The 20,163-nt window shown below is 53.5% G+C and carries 21 protein-coding genes; 8 read left to right on the forward strand and 13 right to left on the reverse strand.

All coding sequences use genetic code 11. From position 1 onward, the window contains the following. Window positions 1-37: 37 nt before the first annotated feature. Window positions 38-286, forward strand: coding sequence for a hypothetical protein (locus JOE25_RS07405; protein ID WP_209633732.1), 249 nt, complete (start codon window positions 38-40; stop codon window positions 284-286). Between the two features lie 171 nt (window positions 287-457). On the opposite strand, the gene JOE25_RS07410 is transcribed toward JOE25_RS07405, so the two are convergent. Both JOE25_RS07410 and JOE25_RS07415 read right to left on the reverse strand, forming a co-directional pair. After that, on the reverse strand, window positions 458-2,092 hold the full coding sequence (locus JOE25_RS07410; protein ID WP_209633734.1) for an ABC transporter substrate-binding protein: 1,635 nt from the start codon (window positions 2,090-2,092) through the stop codon (window positions 458-460). Window positions 2,093-2,251: 159 nt separating this feature from the next. Further along, window positions 2,252-2,602: a hypothetical protein gene (locus JOE25_RS07415; protein ID WP_209633736.1), complete on the reverse strand. Its 351-nt coding sequence runs from the start codon at window positions 2,600-2,602 to the stop codon at window positions 2,252-2,254. 332 nt (window positions 2,603-2,934) lie between these two features. Here JOE25_RS07415 and mpaA point away from each other — a divergent pair, with 332 nt between their 5' ends. Continuing rightward, window positions 2,935-3,642, forward strand: a complete 708-nt coding sequence (gene mpaA, locus JOE25_RS07420; protein WP_209633738.1) for a murein tripeptide amidase MpaA — start codon at window positions 2,935-2,937, stop codon at window positions 3,640-3,642. Between the two features lie 5 nt (window positions 3,643-3,647). Here the strand turns inward: mpaA and ycjG are convergent, their stop codons facing one another. Further along, window positions 3,648-4,619, reverse strand: coding sequence for an L-Ala-D/L-Glu epimerase (ycjG, locus tag JOE25_RS07425; protein ID WP_209633740.1), 972 nt, complete (start codon window positions 4,617-4,619; stop codon window positions 3,648-3,650). A 224-nt stretch (window positions 4,620-4,843) separates the two neighbouring features. Between ycjG and tpx the strand changes: the two genes are divergently transcribed. Next, complete coding sequence (gene tpx / locus JOE25_RS07430; protein WP_037415704.1) at window positions 4,844-5,347, forward strand: thiol peroxidase; 504 nt, start codon at window positions 4,844-4,846, stop codon at window positions 5,345-5,347. Between the two features lie 64 nt (window positions 5,348-5,411). On the opposite strand, the gene tyrR is transcribed toward tpx, so the two are convergent. The 7 genes from tyrR to pspA all read right to left on the reverse strand — a co-directional run bounded on the left by tyrR (window position 5,412) and on the right by pspA (window position 11,411). Continuing rightward, on the reverse strand, window positions 5,412-6,983 hold the full coding sequence (gene tyrR / locus JOE25_RS07435) for a transcriptional regulator TyrR (RefSeq protein WP_209633742.1): 1,572 nt from the start codon (window positions 6,981-6,983) through the stop codon (window positions 5,412-5,414). 329 nt (window positions 6,984-7,312) lie between these two features. Next, window positions 7,313-8,374 carry a YcjF family protein gene (locus tag JOE25_RS07440; protein WP_209633744.1) on the reverse strand — a complete coding sequence of 354 codons (1,062 nt, stop codon included), beginning with the start codon at window positions 8,372-8,374 and terminating at the stop codon, window positions 7,313-7,315. Continuing rightward, window positions 8,371-9,768: a YcjX family protein gene (locus JOE25_RS07445; protein ID WP_209633746.1), complete on the reverse strand. Its 1,398-nt coding sequence runs from the start codon at window positions 9,766-9,768 to the stop codon at window positions 8,371-8,373. Before JOE25_RS07445 ends, JOE25_RS07440 begins: the two co-directional genes overlap by 4 nt. Further along, window positions 9,749-10,015 carry a phage shock protein PspD gene (gene pspD / locus JOE25_RS07450; RefSeq protein ID WP_209633748.1) on the reverse strand — a complete coding sequence of 89 codons (267 nt, stop codon included), beginning with the start codon at window positions 10,013-10,015 and terminating at the stop codon, window positions 9,749-9,751. Before pspD ends, JOE25_RS07445 begins: the two co-directional genes overlap by 20 nt. Before the next feature lie 84 nt (window positions 10,016-10,099). Then, entirely contained in the window at window positions 10,100-10,459 is a 360-nt protein-coding gene (pspC, locus tag JOE25_RS07455; protein ID WP_209633750.1) for an envelope stress response membrane protein PspC, read from the reverse strand. Beyond that, a complete protein-coding gene (gene pspB, locus JOE25_RS07460) occupies window positions 10,459-10,686 on the reverse strand; it encodes an envelope stress response membrane protein PspB (protein ID WP_012145351.1) in 228 nt (75 codons plus the stop codon). The genes pspC and pspB overlap by 1 nt, the downstream gene beginning before the upstream one ends. 59 nt (window positions 10,687-10,745) lie before the next feature. Then, window positions 10,746-11,411, reverse strand: coding sequence for a phage shock protein PspA (pspA, locus tag JOE25_RS07465; RefSeq protein ID WP_037415723.1), 666 nt, complete (start codon window positions 11,409-11,411; stop codon window positions 10,746-10,748). 184 nt (window positions 11,412-11,595) lie between these two features. Between pspA and pspF the strand changes: the two genes are divergently transcribed. Next, window positions 11,596-12,603 (forward strand): phage shock protein operon transcriptional activator, encoded by a 1,008-nt coding sequence (gene pspF / locus JOE25_RS07470; RefSeq protein ID WP_209633752.1) that lies wholly within the window; start codon window positions 11,596-11,598, stop codon window positions 12,601-12,603. Between the two features lie 194 nt (window positions 12,604-12,797). On the opposite strand, the gene zigA is transcribed toward pspF, so the two are convergent. Genes zigA through folE2 form a run of 3 tightly spaced genes read right to left on the reverse strand, consistent with a single transcriptional unit; the run spans window position 12,798 to window position 15,477 of the window. Then, window positions 12,798-13,985: a zinc metallochaperone GTPase ZigA gene (gene zigA / locus JOE25_RS07475; RefSeq protein WP_209633754.1), complete on the reverse strand. Its 1,188-nt coding sequence runs from the start codon at window positions 13,983-13,985 to the stop codon at window positions 12,798-12,800. A gap of 12 nt (window positions 13,986-13,997) precedes the next feature. Further along, the gene (locus tag JOE25_RS07480; protein ID WP_209633756.1) at window positions 13,998-14,558 is read right to left on the reverse strand and encodes a carbonate dehydratase; all 561 of its coding nucleotides are present in this window, start codon (window positions 14,556-14,558) and stop codon (window positions 13,998-14,000) included. Further along, on the reverse strand, window positions 14,548-15,477 hold the full coding sequence (gene folE2 / locus JOE25_RS07485; protein ID WP_209633758.1) for a GTP cyclohydrolase FolE2: 930 nt from the start codon (window positions 15,475-15,477) through the stop codon (window positions 14,548-14,550). Before folE2 ends, JOE25_RS07480 begins: the two co-directional genes overlap by 11 nt. Before the next feature lie 205 nt (window positions 15,478-15,682). Between folE2 and sapA the strand changes: the two genes are divergently transcribed. From sapA to sapD, 4 genes are read left to right on the forward strand one after another with little or no spacing between them, the layout of a single operon-like run. Beyond that, on the forward strand, window positions 15,683-17,332 hold the full coding sequence (gene sapA, locus JOE25_RS07490; RefSeq protein ID WP_209633760.1) for an ABC transporter substrate-binding protein SapA: 1,650 nt from the start codon (window positions 15,683-15,685) through the stop codon (window positions 17,330-17,332). Next, on the forward strand, window positions 17,329-18,294 hold the full coding sequence (gene sapB / locus JOE25_RS07495) for a putrescine export ABC transporter permease SapB (protein WP_209633762.1): 966 nt from the start codon (window positions 17,329-17,331) through the stop codon (window positions 18,292-18,294). Before sapA ends, sapB begins: the two co-directional genes overlap by 4 nt. Further along, window positions 18,281-19,171, forward strand: coding sequence for a putrescine export ABC transporter permease SapC (sapC, locus tag JOE25_RS07500; protein WP_209633765.1), 891 nt, complete (start codon window positions 18,281-18,283; stop codon window positions 19,169-19,171). Before sapB ends, sapC begins: the two co-directional genes overlap by 14 nt. After that, window positions 19,171-20,163: a putrescine export ABC transporter ATP-binding protein SapD gene (sapD, locus tag JOE25_RS07505; protein ID WP_209633768.1), complete on the forward strand. Its 993-nt coding sequence runs from the start codon at window positions 19,171-19,173 to the stop codon at window positions 20,161-20,163. The genes sapC and sapD overlap by 1 nt, the downstream gene beginning before the upstream one ends.

The following is a 20,163-nucleotide window of genomic DNA, read 5'->3' on the forward strand; positions in this document are numbered from 1 at the left end:
CAGAGGCATATACTTCCCCTCCTACGAGGAGGTAGTTATGTTACGTGACCATTTAAAATTAGATGACAGCGATACGCTGGAAAAAATCCGCAGTGTCAGTTTTCAAAATCAGGGCCAAGAAGAAATCAGTGAATTTATCGTCAAGAACGCCCAGGGCGCACACGTTGGCAACGTCTCAGTCCATGACCATTTGAGTACCCGCCGTTCCTATCCAACCAGTTATCGCATTACCCAAACAGATATGACAGGTCGCGTACTGGTCGATGCCATGCGGGACAGCTTATAAGCGATAAATAACGCTACGCGTCGTACCAGGATTAATTGTTCAAATAAAAACAAGCCCATTTTGCTTGAGCCTGAATGATTGCCATGGATGAAATAAACGCCAGAGGCTTATTTTATTCTTCGGCAAGTAAACGTAATCCGGCCCCGATTAACGGGGCCGGATTAACTGTCATTAATGTTGGGTAATATACATCGTTTGGCTGTAGGCCACGTCTTCCGGATTGGTGATCGGATAGCCCTTCACCCAAGGCTTGATTAATCGACCATTGGTGTACTGGTAAATTGGCGCAATCGGTGCCTGTTCGGCGATGATCTGTTCCAGCTTGTTGTAGTCTGTGGTCAGGGACGCGGGATTGGTTTCACGGCTGGCCTGTGCCAACAGTTTGTCATAATTCGCACTTTTGAATTTGGCGATATTGCCGCTGTGGGTAGAGCTCAACAACGACAGGAAAGTCGATGCCTCGTTGTAATCTCCCACCCAAGAAGCGCGCACCACGTCGAAATTGCCGGTATTACGGCTATCAATGTAGGTTTTCCATTCCTGGTTTTGCAGCTTGACGTCGATACCCAGCGTTTTCTTCCACATTGAGGCCACGGCAATCGCTATTTTCTGATGACTTTCCGAGGTGTTATACAACAGTGTCAGCTTCAATGGATTATTCGGGCCATAACCTGCGGCCTGCATCAATGCCTTGGCTTGCGCATCCAGCTCCGCCTGCGGTTGTTGTTGTAACAAGCTCACTTCAGGTTTAAACCCGGCGGTGACGTCCGGCGTGAAGTGGTAAGCCGGTTTCTCACCGGTACCCAGCACCTTCTCGGCGATAATCTTGCGGTCGATGGCGTAAGACAAGGCTTTACGCACCCGTACATCGTTGGTGGGTGCACGTTGGGTGTTAAACGCATAATAGTAGGTACCAAGCTGATCCGGCGTGTAGACCTGCCCCGGAATATCTTTCAGCAACTTTTGATACATATTCTTCGGGAAGGACTCCGTGATATCGATATCGCCGGCCAGATAACGTTTGGTGGCGTTGGATTCCTGGTTGATCGGTACAAAGGTCACTTTCGTCAATACCGTATGCGCGTGATCCCAATAGTGTTCATTTGGCGTCAATACCAGCTTCTCGTTGACCACCCGCTCTTGCAGTTTGAACGCACCGTTACCGACCAGATTGCCGACTTTCGTCCAATCGTTGCCAAATTTCTCCACGACGGTCTTGTTCACCGGGAACAGACTGAAGTTGGCAGTCAGGCTGACAAAATAAGGCACCGGCTTGTTCAACTGCACTTTGAAGGTGTAGTCATCCAGCGCCGTGACGCCCAGTTTGTCGGCAGGTAATTTACCGGCAATGATCTCATCCGCATTCTGGATACCCGCCAGTTGAGCAAACCAGGCAAAAGGGGACAAGTTTTTGGGCTCAACCAGCCGTTGCCAGCTATAAACAAAATCCTTTGCCGTGACAGGGTCACCATTGGACCAGCGAGCATCTTTGCGCAACGTGAAGATATAGGTTTGGTTATCTGCAGTTTGCCAACGCGTGGCAACACCAGGGATCACCTTTCCGTTGGCATCCTGATTCACCAATCCTTCAAACAAATCGCGCGCTAGCTGCGCTTCCGGCAACCCCACCGCTTTGATGGGATCCAGTGAGGCCGGCTCATCTTTAATATGACGAACAATTTCCTGTTTTTCCGCCAGAATGGTGCCTGGGGGAACCTGTGCGGCCATCGCGCTGTTCAATCCTGCGCCGATCGCCACTGCACACAATGCCAAACGAAAACCCTGTTGAATTTTTTTTCTCGTCATTCTGATTCATCCCCAGTTAACCATCTGAATTTTTTATCTTATAGCACAAGAGTAGACTCACATAGAGTTCGAGACGGACAAGATGCAAAAACTGGGGGCCAGGCAATAAAAAATGCCCGCACGACAATGTCGATACGGGCATTTTTACTTCAGACGTTTTTACTCGTAAAGGTGAATGCTATTGATGCGGTAGCTGAACTCTTCACCCTCTTCTTCATCAAAAATGGTGAAGAAACCTTTTTCAGCCAGTGGTTTGGCAGAAATATCGGTTTTCTGCATCTGGCGCGATTCGGCATCATCATAGCCATAATCGAGATAGAAGCTGTTTTTCTGGTAGTCGACGTGCAGGGTAAACGGATAGTTTGACTCATCTCCACGCCCGTCGTCGTTCTTCACCACGCCAAACCACTCCCCCTGACCGATCTGGTTTTCTTCGTCCACGCCACACAGCAACGTAATGGTATCCTTATCATTTTCGCTATAGCTGGCGACTATTCTGGCTACTGGCATGTTAAATCCCCTTGCTGGTTATTGGCTTAGCTTCTGCCGTTAGTATATACCCGTAATACTTGAAGCTGCATCTTTGTTGGCTGCCCTTACTCACCCGAATCACTGACTTGAGTAAGCTCATCGGGATTCATGCGGTTGCCGCCTCGATGCAACTCCAATTATTTGGGGTATAACAACAGCAACCTGCCTGGTGCGGTTTAATTAGCATTTTCGCTGCAGCCGGTTCACACATTGCGCAAAGGGTGCACAAATGCTCTGGGAAAGAGAAGCAAAACCGTAATACACTGAATAAAATGATAATCACTCTCGACCTTTAAATCAGGGACTACAGCATGATCCAGCATCGACCGCGCAGTGAACGTGGCCAATTGGCCGTTGCAGGAGAGAATTACGGCAGTTCGCTGTTGGGCGCGCCGCTCCTCTATTTCCCAGCGGCCATCAGTGGCCCAGAAACCGGGCTGATCATCGCTGGCACCCACGGTGATGAGGGTGCCGCGATCGTTACCTTGTCCTGTGCACTGCGCAGCATCGCGCCAAACCAATTACGTCATCATGTTGTGCTGGCGGTCAATCCCGATGGCTGTCAGCTTGGGCTACGTGCCAATGCCAACGGCGTTGATCTCAACCGTAATTTTCCCGCGGCCAACTGGCGTTCAGGCGACACGGTTTATCGCTGGAACAGCGCAGCAGAGGCCCGGGATGTCAAGCTCTCGACCGGCGGTCGCCCTGGCTCCGAACCTGAAACTCAGGCACTGTGTCATCTGATCCATCGGCTGAAACCACACTGGGTCGTGTCGTTCCACGAGCCCTTGGCCTGTATTGAAGACCCAGCCAGCTCTCGACTAGGCGTTTGGCTTTCACATAAGTTTGCCTTGCCGCTGGTAACCAGCGTTGGCTATGAGACGCCAGGGTCATTCGGCAGCTGGTGCGCCGATTTGTCGCTGCCCTGTATTACCGCAGAATTCCCACCGATATCAGCCGATGCCGCCAGCGAAAGTTACCTTGATGCCATGGTAGAGTTGCTGACTTACCCGGACTAAACCGGTTATGGGGCGAGGTTAATCGCCCCACATTCAAAATCCAGCCCTGGCTCAACGTCCTTCGCCAACCAGGTCGGCCCATCCAGATCGACAAAACGCGCCCCCGGCGCCAGCGGCAACGCGGCATTGATCGCCCGCGAGGTGCACAGCATGCACCCCAGCATAATGGCAAATCCGTCTTCCCGTGCCTTCTCAGCCAGCGCAAGCCCTTCCGTCAAACCACCGGTTTTGTCCAGCTTGATATTGATCATTTGATAACGGCCAACCAATTTGACGAGATCACTGCGGGTATGGCAACTCTCATCAGCACAGATCGGTAACGGATGGATAAAGTTTTCTAGTGCGCCGTCATCCGTCGCCGGTAGCGGTTGTTCCAGCATCGCCACGCCCAAATCCGCGAGCAGTTGGCAACGGGCCGCCAGGCCTTCGACCTGCCACGACTCATTGGCGTCGACGATCAACGTCACATCCGGCACTGCCGAACGGATCGCCACCAGCCGTTCGCTGATCAAATGGTTGTCCAGTTTGATCTTCAGCAATCGCGCGCCCTGCTGCTCAAGCTCCCGTGCGGCGAAAGCCATCGCTTCCGGCGAACCGATACTGACGGTTTGCGCCATCAAAATACGTTCTGGTTCTACAACGCCACTGCGCTGCCAAAGATTCTGACCATTCAATCGGCATTCCAAATCCCACAATGCAGAATCAACAGCATTACGTGCAGCACCTGCTGGCATAAGGGCTTGCAGTTGCTCACGCGTCACACCTTGCTCGACGGCGGGCGCCACGTCAGCAAGCTGCGCCATCACCGAAGTTTCACTTTCACCATAGCGGGGATATGGCGTACATTCACCGATGCCACGCACGCCCTGCTGTTCAATTTTGACCACCACCACGTTGGCCTCAGTACGGCTGCCGCGGGCAATAACAAAGGCAGTATGCAACGGCCAGGCTTCTGGGTAAAAACGCATGCTTCTCATAGCGGCTCCTGGGCGGAAATAGCGCATAAAGTCGGACAGATGCGCGGGCGGTTTTTTCAACACACTCTAATATATACAACTATTTAGCAAACTTTATATATCCAACCCACAATTGTTGACATAAACTGAGGCCAGGGTGTGAACCTAATGTTAAACACGGGCCGAAAGGCACGTCTATTAGGCTCATGCCCTTTGTACGTACCCAAAATAAAGGAATCAAGCTAATGACTCAGACAGTACATTTTCAAGGTAATCCGGTAAGCGTTGCAGGACACCTGCCACAGTCAGGCGAACAAGCCAAAGCCTTCTCACTGGTTGCCAAAGACCTGTCAGACGTAGCGCTGAGCAGCTTCGCAGGGCAACGTAAAGTCCTGAACATTTTCCCAAGTATTGATACTGGCGTTTGCGCGGCGTCAGTACGTAAATTCAATCAACTGGCCAGCGGTCTGGATAATACCGTTGTGCTGTGCATTTCCTCCGATCTGCCATTTGCACAGTCACGTTTCTGTGGCGCAGAAGGTCTGAGCAACGTCGTCACTCTGTCTACCCTGCGTGGCGCAGAGTTCAAACAGGCTTACGGTGTTGAAATCGCTGAGGGTCCGTTGGCGGGTCTGACTGCCCGTGCCGTTGTGGTGTTGGATGGTCAGGACAACGTGCTGTACAGCGAACTGGTGAATGAAATCACCAACGAGCCAGACTACGATGCAGCGCTGGCTGCGCTGAACTAATAAAAAAGACCGGTAATTCACCGGCCTTTTTACCTTGAAACGGGCGCTTATTGCGCCCGTTTTTTTATTCTTCGCTTTCCTCTGCCGGCTTACGGCTACTTAAGCCATACTCCCGCAGTTTATTGGCGATCGCGGTATGCGAAACCCCCAAACGCTTTGCCAGTTTTCGCGTACTGGGGTAAGTACGGTACAACCGCGTCAGCACTGAGCGTTCAAAACGTTTGCTGATGTCGTCAAGCGAACCGTCCAACACTTCATCACCCAGTGACATCTCAACGTCAAACTCCGGCAATACAATATCTTGTGGGCGTAATTCGAAGCCTTCGGTTTGTGTCAACGCACGGTAGATCGCGTTTTTTAACTGCCGCACATTGCCCGGCCAGCCATATTTACTGAGGAAACTGCCCAGATCGTTCGCCAGCTTTGGTCGCGCTACACCCTGCTCATCGGCAAAGCGCGCCACAAACAGCTCGGTCAGCGGCATAATGTCTTGCGGGCGTTCACGTAACGGCGGAATGGTAATGGTCAGTACGTTAAGGCGGTAATAGAGATCCTCGCGGAACTCACCGCGCTGCACCAGCTCAATCAGGTTTTTCTGCGTCGCGCAGATCACGCGCACATCCACATGCACTTCGTGTTCTTCACCGACCCGGCGGAAAGTGCCATCGTTAATAAAGCGCAGAAGTTTTGTCTGCATGCGCGGGGACATTTCACCGATTTCATCCAGCAGCACCGAACCACCGTGCGCCTGCTCGAAGAAGCCCTTCTTGCCTTCAAGCGCATTGGGATACGCACCCGCGGCATGACCGAACAGTTCACTTTCCGCGACATCATCCGGCAATGCGGCACAGTTCAATGCCAGGAACGGTTGCTTGCCCCGCGGGCTACGCAGGTGACAAGCACGGGCCAGAATATCTTTGCCAGTACCGGTATCCCCCACAATCAGCAGTGGTGCATCCAGCATCGCTAACTTGCGGGCCTGGTCCAACACGTGACGCATTTTCGGGCTGGCGGCGACGATATGATCAAACTCGGTATCATCATTCACCGACAAATTCTGTAGCTGACGCCCCATACGTGCCGTAGATTTCAACATCACCACCGCGCCTACGGCGGCACTCTGCTGGTTTTCGTCTTCCAGATAGATTGGCGTGATATCCATCAGGAAATCCTGGCTGCGGATCACGACACGTTCAGATTGCGGCGTCGTCTGTTCGCTCTCCAACCAGCGGTTGAAGTTATAACCCCCAATCAATGCAGTCGCGGTCTGATTACGGATCTTGTCTTCGCTGAAACCGAACAATGCCTGCGCTGCCGGGTTGGCCAGTTCAACCTTGCCTTTCATATCAATTGAAAATACCGGCTCCGGCATTGACTCCAACAGCGCACGCAGCGCACGGTGTTCACGCTCCGACGGCATGAAATTCACAGTACGGACATCTGTCACGCCGGCAATACGGCGGATCTCCGCCATCAGCGCACGGAAGGTGTCAAAGTCCAATTGGGAAAAGTTGAGGTAAATGCGGCCAATGGGATCGATTTCGATGCCACGTAAATCGATGCTGCGCAATACCAAAAGATCGAGCAACTCTCGAGTCAGACCGAGACGGTCTTCGCAAAAAACTTCCAAACGCATCAGTATTGGCCTTATCTCAGCAGGTGCGGGGATGACTGGCGATGATGATACTCTCTCACCTCAAGCGGTAGAAGCAATCTGTCAGCAAAAGTTGACAGAACTCTGATTTATCGCTGTTGTTGATGATTTTAAACGCAAGTGAATAACACCATCGGCGTCATTTTAGCTTATCTGTAGAGTGTTATCACAACCATCAATAAATTAGCAGATAAATATAATGCATTTGCAGGGGGATCGTCTTTCGTCAAGTGAGGGTTACGTCTTGGCGTTATCAAGGGCTGATCGAGGGCTAAATAAACAACGGCGCCAAAAGAGGCGCCGCCGATCGGTTATTTGGCTTTGTTGTCGCTTTTTTTCAGAGTGTCTTTCAATTGCCCCACCAATTGGCTGCGGAAATCACCCAGCTTTGGTTTTTCCCCTTCAAGCCAGGGCAACGGGCGGCATAGTTCCATCGCCTTGATACCCAGTCTGGCAGTCAGTAAGCCGGCCCCGATCCCCTGCGCCGCACGGGCAGAGAGTCTGGCCGCTAAATCTTGCGACATCCAATCCATACCCACTTCACGCACCAATTCTGACGCGCCGGCAAAGGCAATATTCAACAACACCAACCGGAACAACCGCAGACGACTAAAGTAACCCAGTTCGATGCCATACAACGCCGCAATGCGGTTGATAAGACGAATATTACGCCACGCGATAAACGCCATATCCACCATCGCCAGCGGACTGACAGCGATCATTAACGTAGACTCGGCTGCCGAGCGGCTAATTTCACGCCGCGCCTGGTTATCCAGTACCGGTTGTACCAACTTGGCATAGAGCGCGACAACTTCACGATCGTTTTGAGTTTCATGCAGCGATGCCTGCCAACGTTGCAACGCGGGGTGCCCCTGATCGAGGCCCGCCTGGCGCGCCAGTTTTTCACAAAACTCACGCCCTTTACCCAGCCCGTGGCTATGCAGCAGCTCACGCGCGACATCGCGTTCTTCTGCACGCTGGCGCAACCGATATAACCGGCGCCACTCGGTCACGACCGAGCCCACACCGGCAAAGACGATCAAACCGCCTGCCACGCCGCCGCCCAGGGCGATCCAATCCTGCTGTACCCAGGCGGTATGCACCCACTGTACGCCCTGTGCCACCACGCTAATGCCAAACAGCCCCAGCCCAGCGGTGACCATTTTGCGCCACAGACTGCGTTTGGGTTTCAGCGCCGCGTTAATAATGCCTTCGGCGCGCCCTTCTTCCTCTTCTTGTTCTAACTCCGGCGCCGCAGGGAAAAAGTGCTCAGCCTGCTGTTCGTCAAACGCCACATTGGCGCGCAACACAGGCTCTTGCGGCGCTTGTAACGGTTCTTCAAAATCGATACGCGGTTTTATCGGCTCGCTCATCGCAATTTATCTCCCAGTAAAAACTCCATTACCGCGTCCAAACGGATATGCGGTAATGGACTGTCCACACTCATGGCGCGTGGACGAAACTCATCGAAATGGAAGCCCTGATTCTGCCAAAATGCCGGCCCCGGCAAACGCGCGGGGACTTCGCCGGGGAATACCGTCAGCGGTGCGCCGTCGTTCAGGCGGTTGCCCTTTAACGCCGGGATCCGCTGCCCCTGATGGTCAACAATGCCACTTTCAGTGGCCTGCACCGAAGCCAGCCCGACGCAATCCATGCTGATCCCCTCAAACGCGGCATTCTGCCATGCCTCCTGCACTAACTGTTGCAACAGCGACACCAAATTGGCGTGTTGGTCGGCAGTGATGTGATCGGCCTTGGTGGCAGCGAACATCAGTTTATCGATGGTGGGTGAAAATAACCGGCGAAACAGCGTACGCTTACCGTAGTGGAAGCTCTGCATCAATTGGGTCAGCGCCAGCCGCATATCGTTAAACGCCTGTGGACCGCTGTTGAGTGGTTGCAGGCAATCCACCAGCACGATCTGACGATCGAACCGGACAAAATGTTCTTTATAAAAGTTTTTGACGATCGTCTGGCAGTAATAATTGAAACGCGCTCGCAGCATGCCGATGTTGCTGTGTTTATCTGCCTGTGCCAGTTTCGACTCACCGAGACTGTCCACATTTGGCCATGGGAAGAACTGCAATGCGGGTGCGCCTGCCAGATCGCCCGGCAGTACAAAACGGCCCGGCTGAATAAAATGCAGCCCTTCGCTTTTACAGCGCAATAGGTAGTCGGTATAGGCTTGGGCGATCGCCGCAAGCTTGTTTTCATCAGCCGGGGCGAGCGGATCACAACTTTTGCACAGTTCCAGCCAAGGTTTGGCCCACTCGGCACGATCGCCCTGCAGTAAGCCCGCCATTTGACGCGACCAGGCCAGGTAATCCTGTTCCAGCATCGGCAAATCCAACAACCACTCCCCTGGATAATCAACAATCTCCAGATACAGCGTTGAGGTGTCTTTGAAATGGCGGAGCAGTGAATCATTGGAGCGGTAACGTAGCGCCAGACGAATTTCGCTGACGCCACGGGTCGGGGTTGGCCAACTTGGCGGTGTGCCATAAAGCTGTGCCAGCCCTTCATCATACGTAAAACGCTGAATGCCAAGATCGCGCTGCGGGATACGCTTTACACCCAGCAGCCGCTCTTCACGCACGGGTGAGAACAGCGGCATGCGCGCACCGCTGTGAACGTGCAGCAATTGATTGACGAAGGCAGTGATAAAAGCCGTTTTGCCGCTACGGCTAAGGCCGGTTACCGCCAGACGCAGGTGGCGATCCATTCCGCGGTTGACCAGCGACGTTAACTCATTTTGCAGTCGTTTCATTGTTCTCCTTGGCATAACGCCCAAATACTTTGTTCAGGCCTTTGCGGAACAAGGGTTCCAGAACCAGCGTCAGTACAAAGCGAATCGGTTTGCGACCGACGGTCCGCAACAGCCAGCCGGCCGCGCCTGCAGGACCGTAATTCAGTAACGCTATGATGATGACTTTAGACAATGTCTTCAACATTGCACCGGCTCCTTGTTTAAATCCACCGGATTTAACGGTGTTTACGGCATGGATTTTGTTCACTATCAATGCCCTCCGGCACAGTTGGGTTCAAAAGGATGTCACGGGTGCAATGCCTGACCTGCGCCAAGCGCAGGCCTTCGCACGCTATAACTTGCGGAAACGACTCTGCACGCCAAAGGTATCCGACGTCACATAACGCTCAACCTGCCGCAATTGCTGTTCGCCACTGCCCAATTCATATTCAAGCTGGTCAAGCAACTGCCGCGGTGATTTTTGCTGTTCGCCTTCGAAGCGGCTGGCCGGTGCTTCGTCCAACACAAACACCAACGCGAAATACGCGATCAAGGTGAAGAAAAACAGCCCGAAGAACATCGATAACACCACAATCACGCGGATCAACCGCACCGGCACGTCAAAGTAATGGGCTAAACCGGCGCAGACCCCCTTCAGCATCCCTTCCTCAGGAACGCGATAAAGCTTTTTGCTGCCCAGAGTCGTGTTCATCAAGACTGTCTCCAGTTCGGGTGTTCTGCATCGAGGATCTCTTCCAGCGCCTGGATGCGTTCACGCATGCGCTTGGCATCTTCGGCCAACTGCGCCAACCGCTGCATTTCCTGATGGCTTAGCTGAATGCCGTTTTGTTGCCGATTGCTGTAATGCAGCCAAAGCCAAATCGGTGCGACAAACAACACAAAGATTGTCAACGGAATGGCAAGTAATAGAGCACTCATTTCTTTTCCTTCTCAATGCGTCTTGGGTTGGCGGCCACACCACCGTGGCCGCTGCCGCCTTACTCAGAGCGGTTCATTTTAGCTTTCAGCGCCGCCAGTTGCTCACTGATCGCGTCGTCAGCTTTTAATTCGGCAAATTCTTGATCCAGAGACTTCTTTTTGCCGATGATGACGCTTTCTGCCTCGGCTTCCATATGGTCAATGCGGCGTTCGAACTGTTCGAAACGCGCCATTGCCTCATCCAACTTGCCGCTGTCGAGCTGACGGCGTACGTCGCGGGAAGACGACGCGGCCTGATGGCGTAATGTCAGGGCCTGCTGACGAGCACGAGTTTCGGTTAGCTTGTTTTCCAGCTCGCCGATTTCGCTTTTCATACGGGCCAGCGTTTCTTCTACGGTAGAGACTTCATGAGTCAACGTAGCGATCAGGTCAGCCACTTTTTGTTTTTCGATCAGGGCGGCACGCGCCAGATCTTCTTTATCTTTACGCAGTGCCAGTTCAGCTTTGTCCTGCCAGTCGCTAAGCTGGTTTTCACCCTGCTCAATGCGGCGCAGCAATTGTTTCTTCTCCGCCAGCGCGCGTGCTGAGGTAGAGCGGACTTCAACCAACGTGTCTTCCATTTCCTGGATCATCAAACGCACGAGCTTTTGCGGATCCTCTGCCTTATCCAGCAGCGTATTAATGTTGGCGTTCACGATGTCGGCAAAACGAGAAAAAATACCCATAATTCACTTCCTCTTGGTTCTGATGGCGTCTGAAGCGCCGCGTTAGGTCATACAGATTGCCCAAAGACTTAATCAAAACCCGTGCCAACTTTTATATTATTGAATATAAACGATTATTTATTTTTGACTCTCTACACACATACTGTAGAGTGATTATTTTCACCAAACATTGGCGAATTTCATCATGAGCGAACAGTTAGAAAACCTGCTGGGCGAAGCAAACGCCTTTGTCGAAGTATTGGAGCAAGTCTCGAAACTGGCAAAGCTGAACAAACCGGTGTTGGTGATCGGTGAGCGCGGGACAGGTAAAGAGTTGATTGCTCACCGATTACATTACCTTTCCAATCGTTGGCAGGGGCCGTTCATTTCACTTAACTGCGCCGCATTGAACGAAAACCTGCTGGATTCAGAGCTGTTCGGCCACGAGGCGGGGGCCTTTACCGGTGCGCAAAAGCGCCATTTGGGCCGCTTTGAACGTGCCGACGGCGGTACCCTATTTCTCGACGAACTGGCCACCGCCCCCATGTTGGTGCAGGAGAAACTGTTAAGGGTCATTGAATATGGTCATCTGGAACGCGTCGGCGGCAGCCAGCCATTACAGGTTGATGTGCGCCTCGTGTGCGCAACCAATGACGATTTGCCTGCACTGGCTGCGGCGGGTAAATTCCGTGCCGATCTGCTGGACCGGCTGGCATTCGACGTAGTCCAGTTACCGCCGTTGCGTCAGCGACAACAAGACATCATGTTGCTGGCCGAGCATTTTGCGATTCAAATGTGCCGCGAGCTGTCGCTGTCATTGTTTCCTGGTTTTACCGAGCGGGCCAAAGACACCTTGCTTGGCTATCACTGGCCGGGCAACGTGCGCGAATTGAAAAACGTGGTGGAGCGTTCAGTGTATCGACACGGTACCAGCGCCAGCGAACTGGACGAGATTGTCATTAATCCCTTTGCCCAACGGGCAAGTTCACCGCGGCCTTCTGAACACGTCACCCGTGAGGATGGCCCCTCTCTACCAATGGATTTAAAAACGTGGCAGTTGGCACAGGAAAAGTCGTTAATCGAAGCGGCGCTGCAACAGGGGAGATTTAATCAGCGCAAAGCGGCTGAACTGCTGGGGCTGACCTATCACCAGTTGCGCGGCATGCTTAAAAAGCACGCGTTATTGCAAAATGGTGAGGCGGACGAAGAATAACAGGCAAAAAAAAGCCAGCACCCGAGCTGGCTTAAAAAACACTGGAAGCAATGTGAGCAATGTCGTGCCTTTCACAGCTGAACCACCGTGTACGTGGCCTTCCGTGAACTGCCAAATGATGATAATAGTTATCAGTATCATCTGTAAAGCACTTTGTTGAGAATTTTTCTCATTACCACACTGTCATTGTGCAATTACCACTCAGGGAAGGGATCTGCCAGCTCATGCCAATAATCTACCCCCGCCGCCATTTCCTCATCACTCAGCAGGCAAGCGTCAAGTAAACGCGTTATTTCAGCCTCCTGCAGGTTTTGTCCGATAAAGACCAATTCCTGACGCATATCGCCAAAGGGTTCCACCCAGTTGTCCATAATATGCGCCCGGGTCTCTTCATCTTGTGGCCAGTTTTCCTGGGCAATCGCACGCCAGAACGTGCCCGCAAGCCCATAATGAGCGATGCCACCGGCCTGACTCCACTGTCCAGCCTGACGCGGGCGTGTCGCCAACCAGTAGAACCCTTTGGAACGTAACAGCTTGCCACCGCCCCAATCGCCATTAATCACGCGGTAAAACTTATCGGGTGCAAAAGGCCGCCTGGCCCGGTAAACGAAACTGCTGATGCCATAGTTTTCTGTTTCAGGCAGATGTTCACCACGCAGTTCCTTAAGCCAACCCGGTGCCTGCTGTGCTTTATCAAAACTGAAGCTGCCCGTGTTCAATACCGCCTCCAATGGCACCTTGCCGGGGGAGATGGCGATAATAGTGGCGTCCGGATTCAGACTGGCGAGCAACGCCATCACCTCACCCTGCTGTTCTGGGGTCAGCAAATCCGTTTTGCTGACCAGCATCACATCGCAGAACTCAATTTGTTCTATCAGCAGATCCGCCACGCTGCGTAAATCGTCTTCACCCAGGCTTTGCCCTGCCTCTTGCAGCGTTTGTGCCTGCTGGTATTGCTGGATAAAATTCACCCCGTCCACCACGGTGACCAACGTGTCCAACCGGGCGAATTGCGACAGGCTTTCCCCTTGTTCGTCTTCAAAGGTGAAGGTTTCTGCCACCGGCAAGGGTTCGGAAATGCCACTGGATTCGATCAGCAGATAATCAAAACGACCGGCCTGCGCCAGTTCACGCACCGAAATCAGCAGATCTTCGCGCAATGTGCAGCAGATACAGCCATTGCTCATCTCCACCAATTTTTCCTGCTGGCGATCGAGCTGAACTTCGTTCTCTACCAATGCGGCATCGATGTTCACTTCGCTCATGTCGTTAACGATCACCGCCACACGCATGCCCTGGCGATTATTCAGGATATGGTTCAATACTGTGGTCTTACCGGCGCCGAGAAAACCGGAAAGCACGGTTACGGGTAATGGATTCATGAAATTCCTCACTCAAAACTCATTGCGTAATGCCTGGTAGCCGCGAACCAATTCAACGTTGGTGGCCGCTACCTCTTCAGAAAATTGCAGGGCGTTGCGATCAACCTGCGGATACAACGACAGATCGCTGTCGGCGCCGACACGTTCGGTTGAGGGGATATACAGGTTTTCCGGGAGCGTCACGCCGTCCACCACCGCGTTGTAGCGCACCACACACCCGGAGCAGATGTGGCAATTGAACAGCACGCTGTTAAAGCCGATAAACACCCGATCGTCGATACGGCACGGGCCATGAACGATGGCACGGTGGGCAATAGAACTAAAACTGCCGATGGTAACCGCCGCGCCGCTTTTCGAATGGATCACCACACCGTCCTGAATATTGGAATGGGAACCGATAATGATCGGATCCATGTCACCGGCTGCATTCAGCTCATCCGCGCGGATCACCGCGTACGGCCCTACGTAGACAAAATCTTCAATAATCACCCGGCCGCAGATAATGGCGGTAGGGTCGATATAGGCTTTCGGCGAGACCTGCGGCAAATGGCCACTCGGGTTTTTACGTAGCATCCTGATGTTCTCCCCAACTCAATTCCGCCACTGCATTGTGTGCATGCAAGCTCTCTTGGTGCTCCACACGCAGCGAAAAGGCACGGTGACTGCACTGGCTGCGCAATGTTCGGTACAAACGGCGCGCAGCGTCCTCACAAAACATCAGGTTCTGCCCGTTGGCCAGGGCAAATGCCTGCTCATCCCGGCGTTTCACCAGCGTCTGCAACGGCGTCCCCAACGCATGCTCGATACGATCAATTAAATTGATCACCGGCAAGACCGTTTCACTGTCATTCAATGTGACCGTCACCCAAGCCCAACTGCGCTGACTGTGAGGTGTGGCAGGCATTCCCTGTTCTCCAAGCCAATCGATAACCTGCTGTTGGTCAACCGCGTCCGGTGCCTGTTCGAAATCAAACTGAAACTGTTGCTGTGCCAGTTGGCGACTCAGCGCCGCCGAACTTGGGCAAGTAGAGGAATACGGCACACCGACCGTCAACGACAGCGTCATTAGGGTTGTCAGCGTGGCGTCAATTTTCAGCGGATAGGCTTTCCAGCCACGGTGTGGTGACAACAACGCCGGACGTGACAACAGCAGTTCGCCGCTGATACTCAGATTTGCGCGATCGCTGTTCTCCGGCTGGGACGCCAAAAAAGCCCGCAGCTGGTCGGCAATGCGTTGCGGCGTCAATTCCCCTTGCGTTAATTCATCCAACGCCAGATAAAGACGCGACATATGTATGCCTCGCGAACCCTGCTGGTTGGCACGCAGATTGATCCCAACGTTGACCCGAGCCATCAGCGGCTTACCTGCCAATTCCAGCGGCAGAGCAATCCCTTGCATCCCGACCCAATCGAGCCCGACATCACTCATTGCGCCCTGCCATGCCTGTGCATCCGGCAGCGGCTGGCAGGGTGGAAGTGCAACCTTGTTCATACATCCCCTTGCGATTATTGGTACATTGCCAGAGAACGGTAACATGAATTTGTAATGTTATAACATAACAAATATAACTTTTTTGCCAACGACCGCGAATTGTTCAATCAAGTAGCAGAAAACTCAGCCATTTTGCTCAATGGATTGGGCTGTTCGCCAGAGTGCGATACACTAATGCTATTGCTTATTAACCCATGAAGCCTCTATGCGTGGTTTACCCCTTTGGATCTTGTCGTTGTGCCTTACGAGTTCAGCTCTGGCAGCGACACCCCCTTCGCCCGCTGCGGTGCAGCCGTTGCCGGATATCCGCCAGAGCGGTTTTGTTTATTGTGTCAGCGGCATACTCAATACCTTTAACCCGCAGATGGCCAGCAGCGGCCTGACCGTCGACACGTTGGCCGCACAGCTTTACGATCGCCTGTTGGATGTCGATCCTTACACCTATCGGTTGATCCCCGAACTGGCACAAAGCTGGGAAGTGCTGGATAACGGCGCAACTTACCGTTTCCATCTGCGCAAAGATGTGCCATTCCAGACCACGGCCTGGTTCACACCGACCCGAAAACTGAATGCCGACGATGTGGTGTTCAGCTTTGAGCGCGTGTTTAACCAGAAACACCCGTATCACGACGTTAACGGCGGCGAATATCCGTACTTCGATAGCTTGCAGTTTGGCGACTCGGTACAAAGCGTGAAGAAGCTCGACGACTATACGGTAGAAATTCGGCTGCAAGCGCCTGACGCCTCCTTCTTGTGGCATATCGCTACCCATTATGCGCCCGTGCTGTCGGCAGAATACGCAGATGACCTGACGCGTGAAGGCCACCAAGAAATGATCGACCGTGAACCTGTTGGTACCGGGCCGTTCCTGTTAAATGAATACCGTTCCGGGCAATATATTCGTCTGGCGCGCAACGATGTTTACTGGAAAGGCAAACCGCGCATGCCACAGGTGGTGATCGACCTGGGTGCCGGCGGCACCGGTCGGTTATCCAAGTTGTTGACCGGTGAATGTGACGTGCTGGCCTATCCTGCCGCCAGTCAGCTTTCGATTCTGCGCGATGACCCGCGCCTGCGCCTGACGCTGCGGCCGGGCATGAATATCGCCTATCTGGCCTTCAACACCCGTAAACCACCGCTTAATGATTTGAAAGTCCGTCAGGCAATTTCACTGGCGATAAACAACCAACGCCTGATGCAGTCGATTTACTACGGCACGGCGGAAACAGCCGCCTCAATTCTGCCGCGCGCCTCGTGGGCCTATGATAACGAAGCACATGTCACTGAATTTGACCCGGCCAAATCACGCGAAATACTGAAACAGGCGGGTATTGAGTCGCTAAGCCTGCGCCTGTGGGTGCCAACGGCATCGCAATCCTATAACCCCAGCCCGTTAAAGACCGCTGAATTGATCCAGGCGGATCTCGCTCAGGTCGGCATTAAAGTCACCATCGTGCCTGTCGAAGGCCGTTTCCAGGAAGCCCGCTTGATGGAAATGAATCACGATCTGACCCTCACCGGCTGGGCCACTGACAGTAATGACCCGGACAGTTTCTTCCGCCCGCTGCTGAGCTGCGCAGCAATCCGCTCGCAAACCAACTATGCTCACTGGTGTGACCCAGGGTTTGATGAAGTGCTGCAAAATGCCCTGCTGTCGCAGCAATTATCACAACGCATCGAGAACTATCAGAAGGCGCAGAAAATACTTGAACAGCAACTGCCGGTGCTGCCGCTGGCGTCTTCATTGCGTCTGCAGGCCTACCGTTACGACATCAAAGGACTGGTATTGAGCCCATTCGGCAATGCGTCATTCGCCGGGGTGTACCGTGAGTCTGCGGAGGGGCCGAAAAAGTGATTATCTTTACCTTACGCCGTTTCTTGCTGCTGCTGATCACGCTGTTTTTCCTGACGTTGGTCAGCTTTAGCCTGAGCTATTTCACGCCGCGCGCACCACTCAACGGTGCCGCTCTGTTGGATGCCTATCAGTTCTACTTTGTCAGCCTGCTGCATTGGGATTTTGGCGTTTCCAGCATTAACGGCCAGGCGATCAGTGAACAATTGCGAGAAGTGTTCCCGGCAACCATGGAACTGTGCATTCTGGCTTTCACCCTGGCGCTGTTTATCGGCATCCCTCTTGGCATTATTGCCGGCGTGATGCGTGGTAAATGGCAAGACACCGCCATCAGCACCTTTGCATTGCTCGGTTTTTCGATGCCCGTGTTTTGGTTGGCGCTGCTGCTGATGCTGTTTTTCTCATTGCATCTTGGCTGGCTGCCGGTTTCCGGCCGCTTTGATCTGCTGTATCAGGTTAAACCTATCACCGGTTTCGCCCTGATTGACGCCTGGCTGTCCGACTCACCTTATCGCACTGAAATGATCGGCAGCGCACTGCGCCATATGATCTTGCCGATTGCCGCGCTGGCGGTGGCACCGACAACCGAAGTGGTACGCCTCATGCGCATCAGCACCGACGATGTCCTCAGCCAAAACTACATCAAGGCCGCGGCCACCCGGGGTTTATCCCGGTTCACCATTATTCGCCGCCACGTGCTGCATAATGCACTGCCACCGATCATTCCCAAGCTGGGGCTGCAATTTTCCACGATGCTGACGCTGGCGATGATCACCGAAGTGGTGTTCAGTTGGCCAGGCCTCGGGCGTTGGATGATCAACGCCATCCGCCAGCAAGATTATGCGGCAATCTCCGCCGGCGTCATGGTGGTCGGTACCTTAGTGATCACCATTAACGTATTGGCTGATATTTTAGGTGCTGCCACCAACCCACTGAAGCATAAGGAATGGTATGCCCTTAGATAACGTATACCGCGAAAAGAAAATGCCAAGCCCGCTACTCTATACCTGGCGGATTTTCTACGGTGATGCATTGGCGATGATTGGCTTCTACGGCGTGATAGCGTTATTGCTGCTTTCGCTGTTTGGCAGTCTGTTGGCACCTTATGCGCTAGATCAGCAATTCCTCGGCTATCAGTTATTGCCGCCCTCCTGGTCGCGTTACGGCAACGTTTCCTTCTTCCTCGGCACCGACGATCTTGGCCGCGATATTCTCAGTCGCCTGCTGACCGGTACCGCGGCCACGTTTGGCTCGGCGCTACTGGTGACCCTTGCGGCCGCCCTTGTCGGGGTGATTCTCGGGGTATTCGCCGGGGTAACCCGTGGCCTGCGTTCTGCGGTGCTGAATCATATTCTCGATACCCTGCTTTCCATTCCTTCGCTGCTGCTGGCGATCGTCGTGGTCGCATTCCTCGGGCCAAAACTCGAGCACGCCATGTTAGCCGTTTGGCTGGCGCTGTTGCCACGCATGGTGCGTACTATCTACAGCGCAGTGCACGACGAGTTGGAAAAAGAATATGTGGTGGCCGTACGTCTCGACGGCGCCTCCACATTGCAAATCCTGTGGTACGCCGTAATGCCTAATATTGTCGCAGTGCTGGTGACCGAGTTCACCCGCGCATTGTCGATGGCCATTCTGGACATTGCCGCCCTGGGCTTTCTCGATCTTGGTGCACAGCTCCCGTCCCCGGAATGGGGGGCCATGCTCGGCGATTCGTTGGAACTGGTGTACGTAGCCCCCTGGACCGTGATGCTGCCAGGTGCAGCGATCCTGTTCAGTGTGTTGCTGGTTAACCTGCTGGGCGACGGTATGCGTCGTGCAATCAATACAGGGGTGGAATAATGCCATTACTTGATATCCGCAACCTGACAATTGAATTTATGACTGCCGAAGGGCCGGTCAAAGCGGTTGACCGCGTCAGCATGACGCTGAGCGAAGGTGAAGTCCGCGGGCTCGTGGGCGAATCCGGCTCAGGCAAAAGCCTGATCGCCAAAGCCATCTGTGGCGTCACCAAGGACAACTGGCGCGTCACCGCTGACCGTTTCCGCTTTGATGATATTGATCTGTTGCAGCTAACGCCACGTGAGCGCCGCAAGCTGGTTGGCCACAATGTTTCGATGATTTTCCAGGAGCCACAGTCCTGTCTGGATCCTTCTGAAAGCATTGGTCGCCAGTTGGCACAGGCAATCCCCGGTTGGACCTATAAAGGCCGCTGGTGGCAACGCATTAACTGGCGCAAACGTCGCGCTATTGAGTTATTGCACCGTGTCGGCATCAAGGATCATAAGGACATCATGGGCAGTTTCCCTTACGAGCTGACCGACGGCGAGTGCCAGAAAGTGATGATCGCCATCGCGCTGGCTAATCAGCCGCGCCTGCTGATTGCCGATGAACCCACCAACGCGATGGAACCCACCACCCAAGCGCAAATTTTCCGTTTGCTGGCGCGCCTGAACCAAAACAACAACACCACCATTTTGCTGATCAGTCACGATTTGCAAATGATGAGCAAATGGGCCGATCGGGTTAACGTGCTGTACTGCGGCCAAACGGTAGAAAGCGCCCAGTGCGAAGATCTGCTGGCTGCACCGCATCACCCTTACACGCAGGCGTTAATCCGCGCAATGCCGGATTTCGGCCGCGCATTGCCGCATAAAAGCCGCCTCAACACCCTGCCTGGAGCCATTCCGTCGCTGGAGCATTTGCCGATCGGTTGTCGTTTGGGGCCGCGCTGCCCCTATGCGCAGAAAAAGTGCATTGAGACACCGCGTCTGCGTCCGGTAAAAAACCACCTGTTCGCCTGCCACTTCCCGCTGAACATGGAGGAGCAATAA

Source organism: Serratia sp. PL17, from assembly GCF_017832355.1.
Taxonomy (GTDB): domain Bacteria; phylum Pseudomonadota; class Gammaproteobacteria; order Enterobacterales; family Enterobacteriaceae; genus Serratia.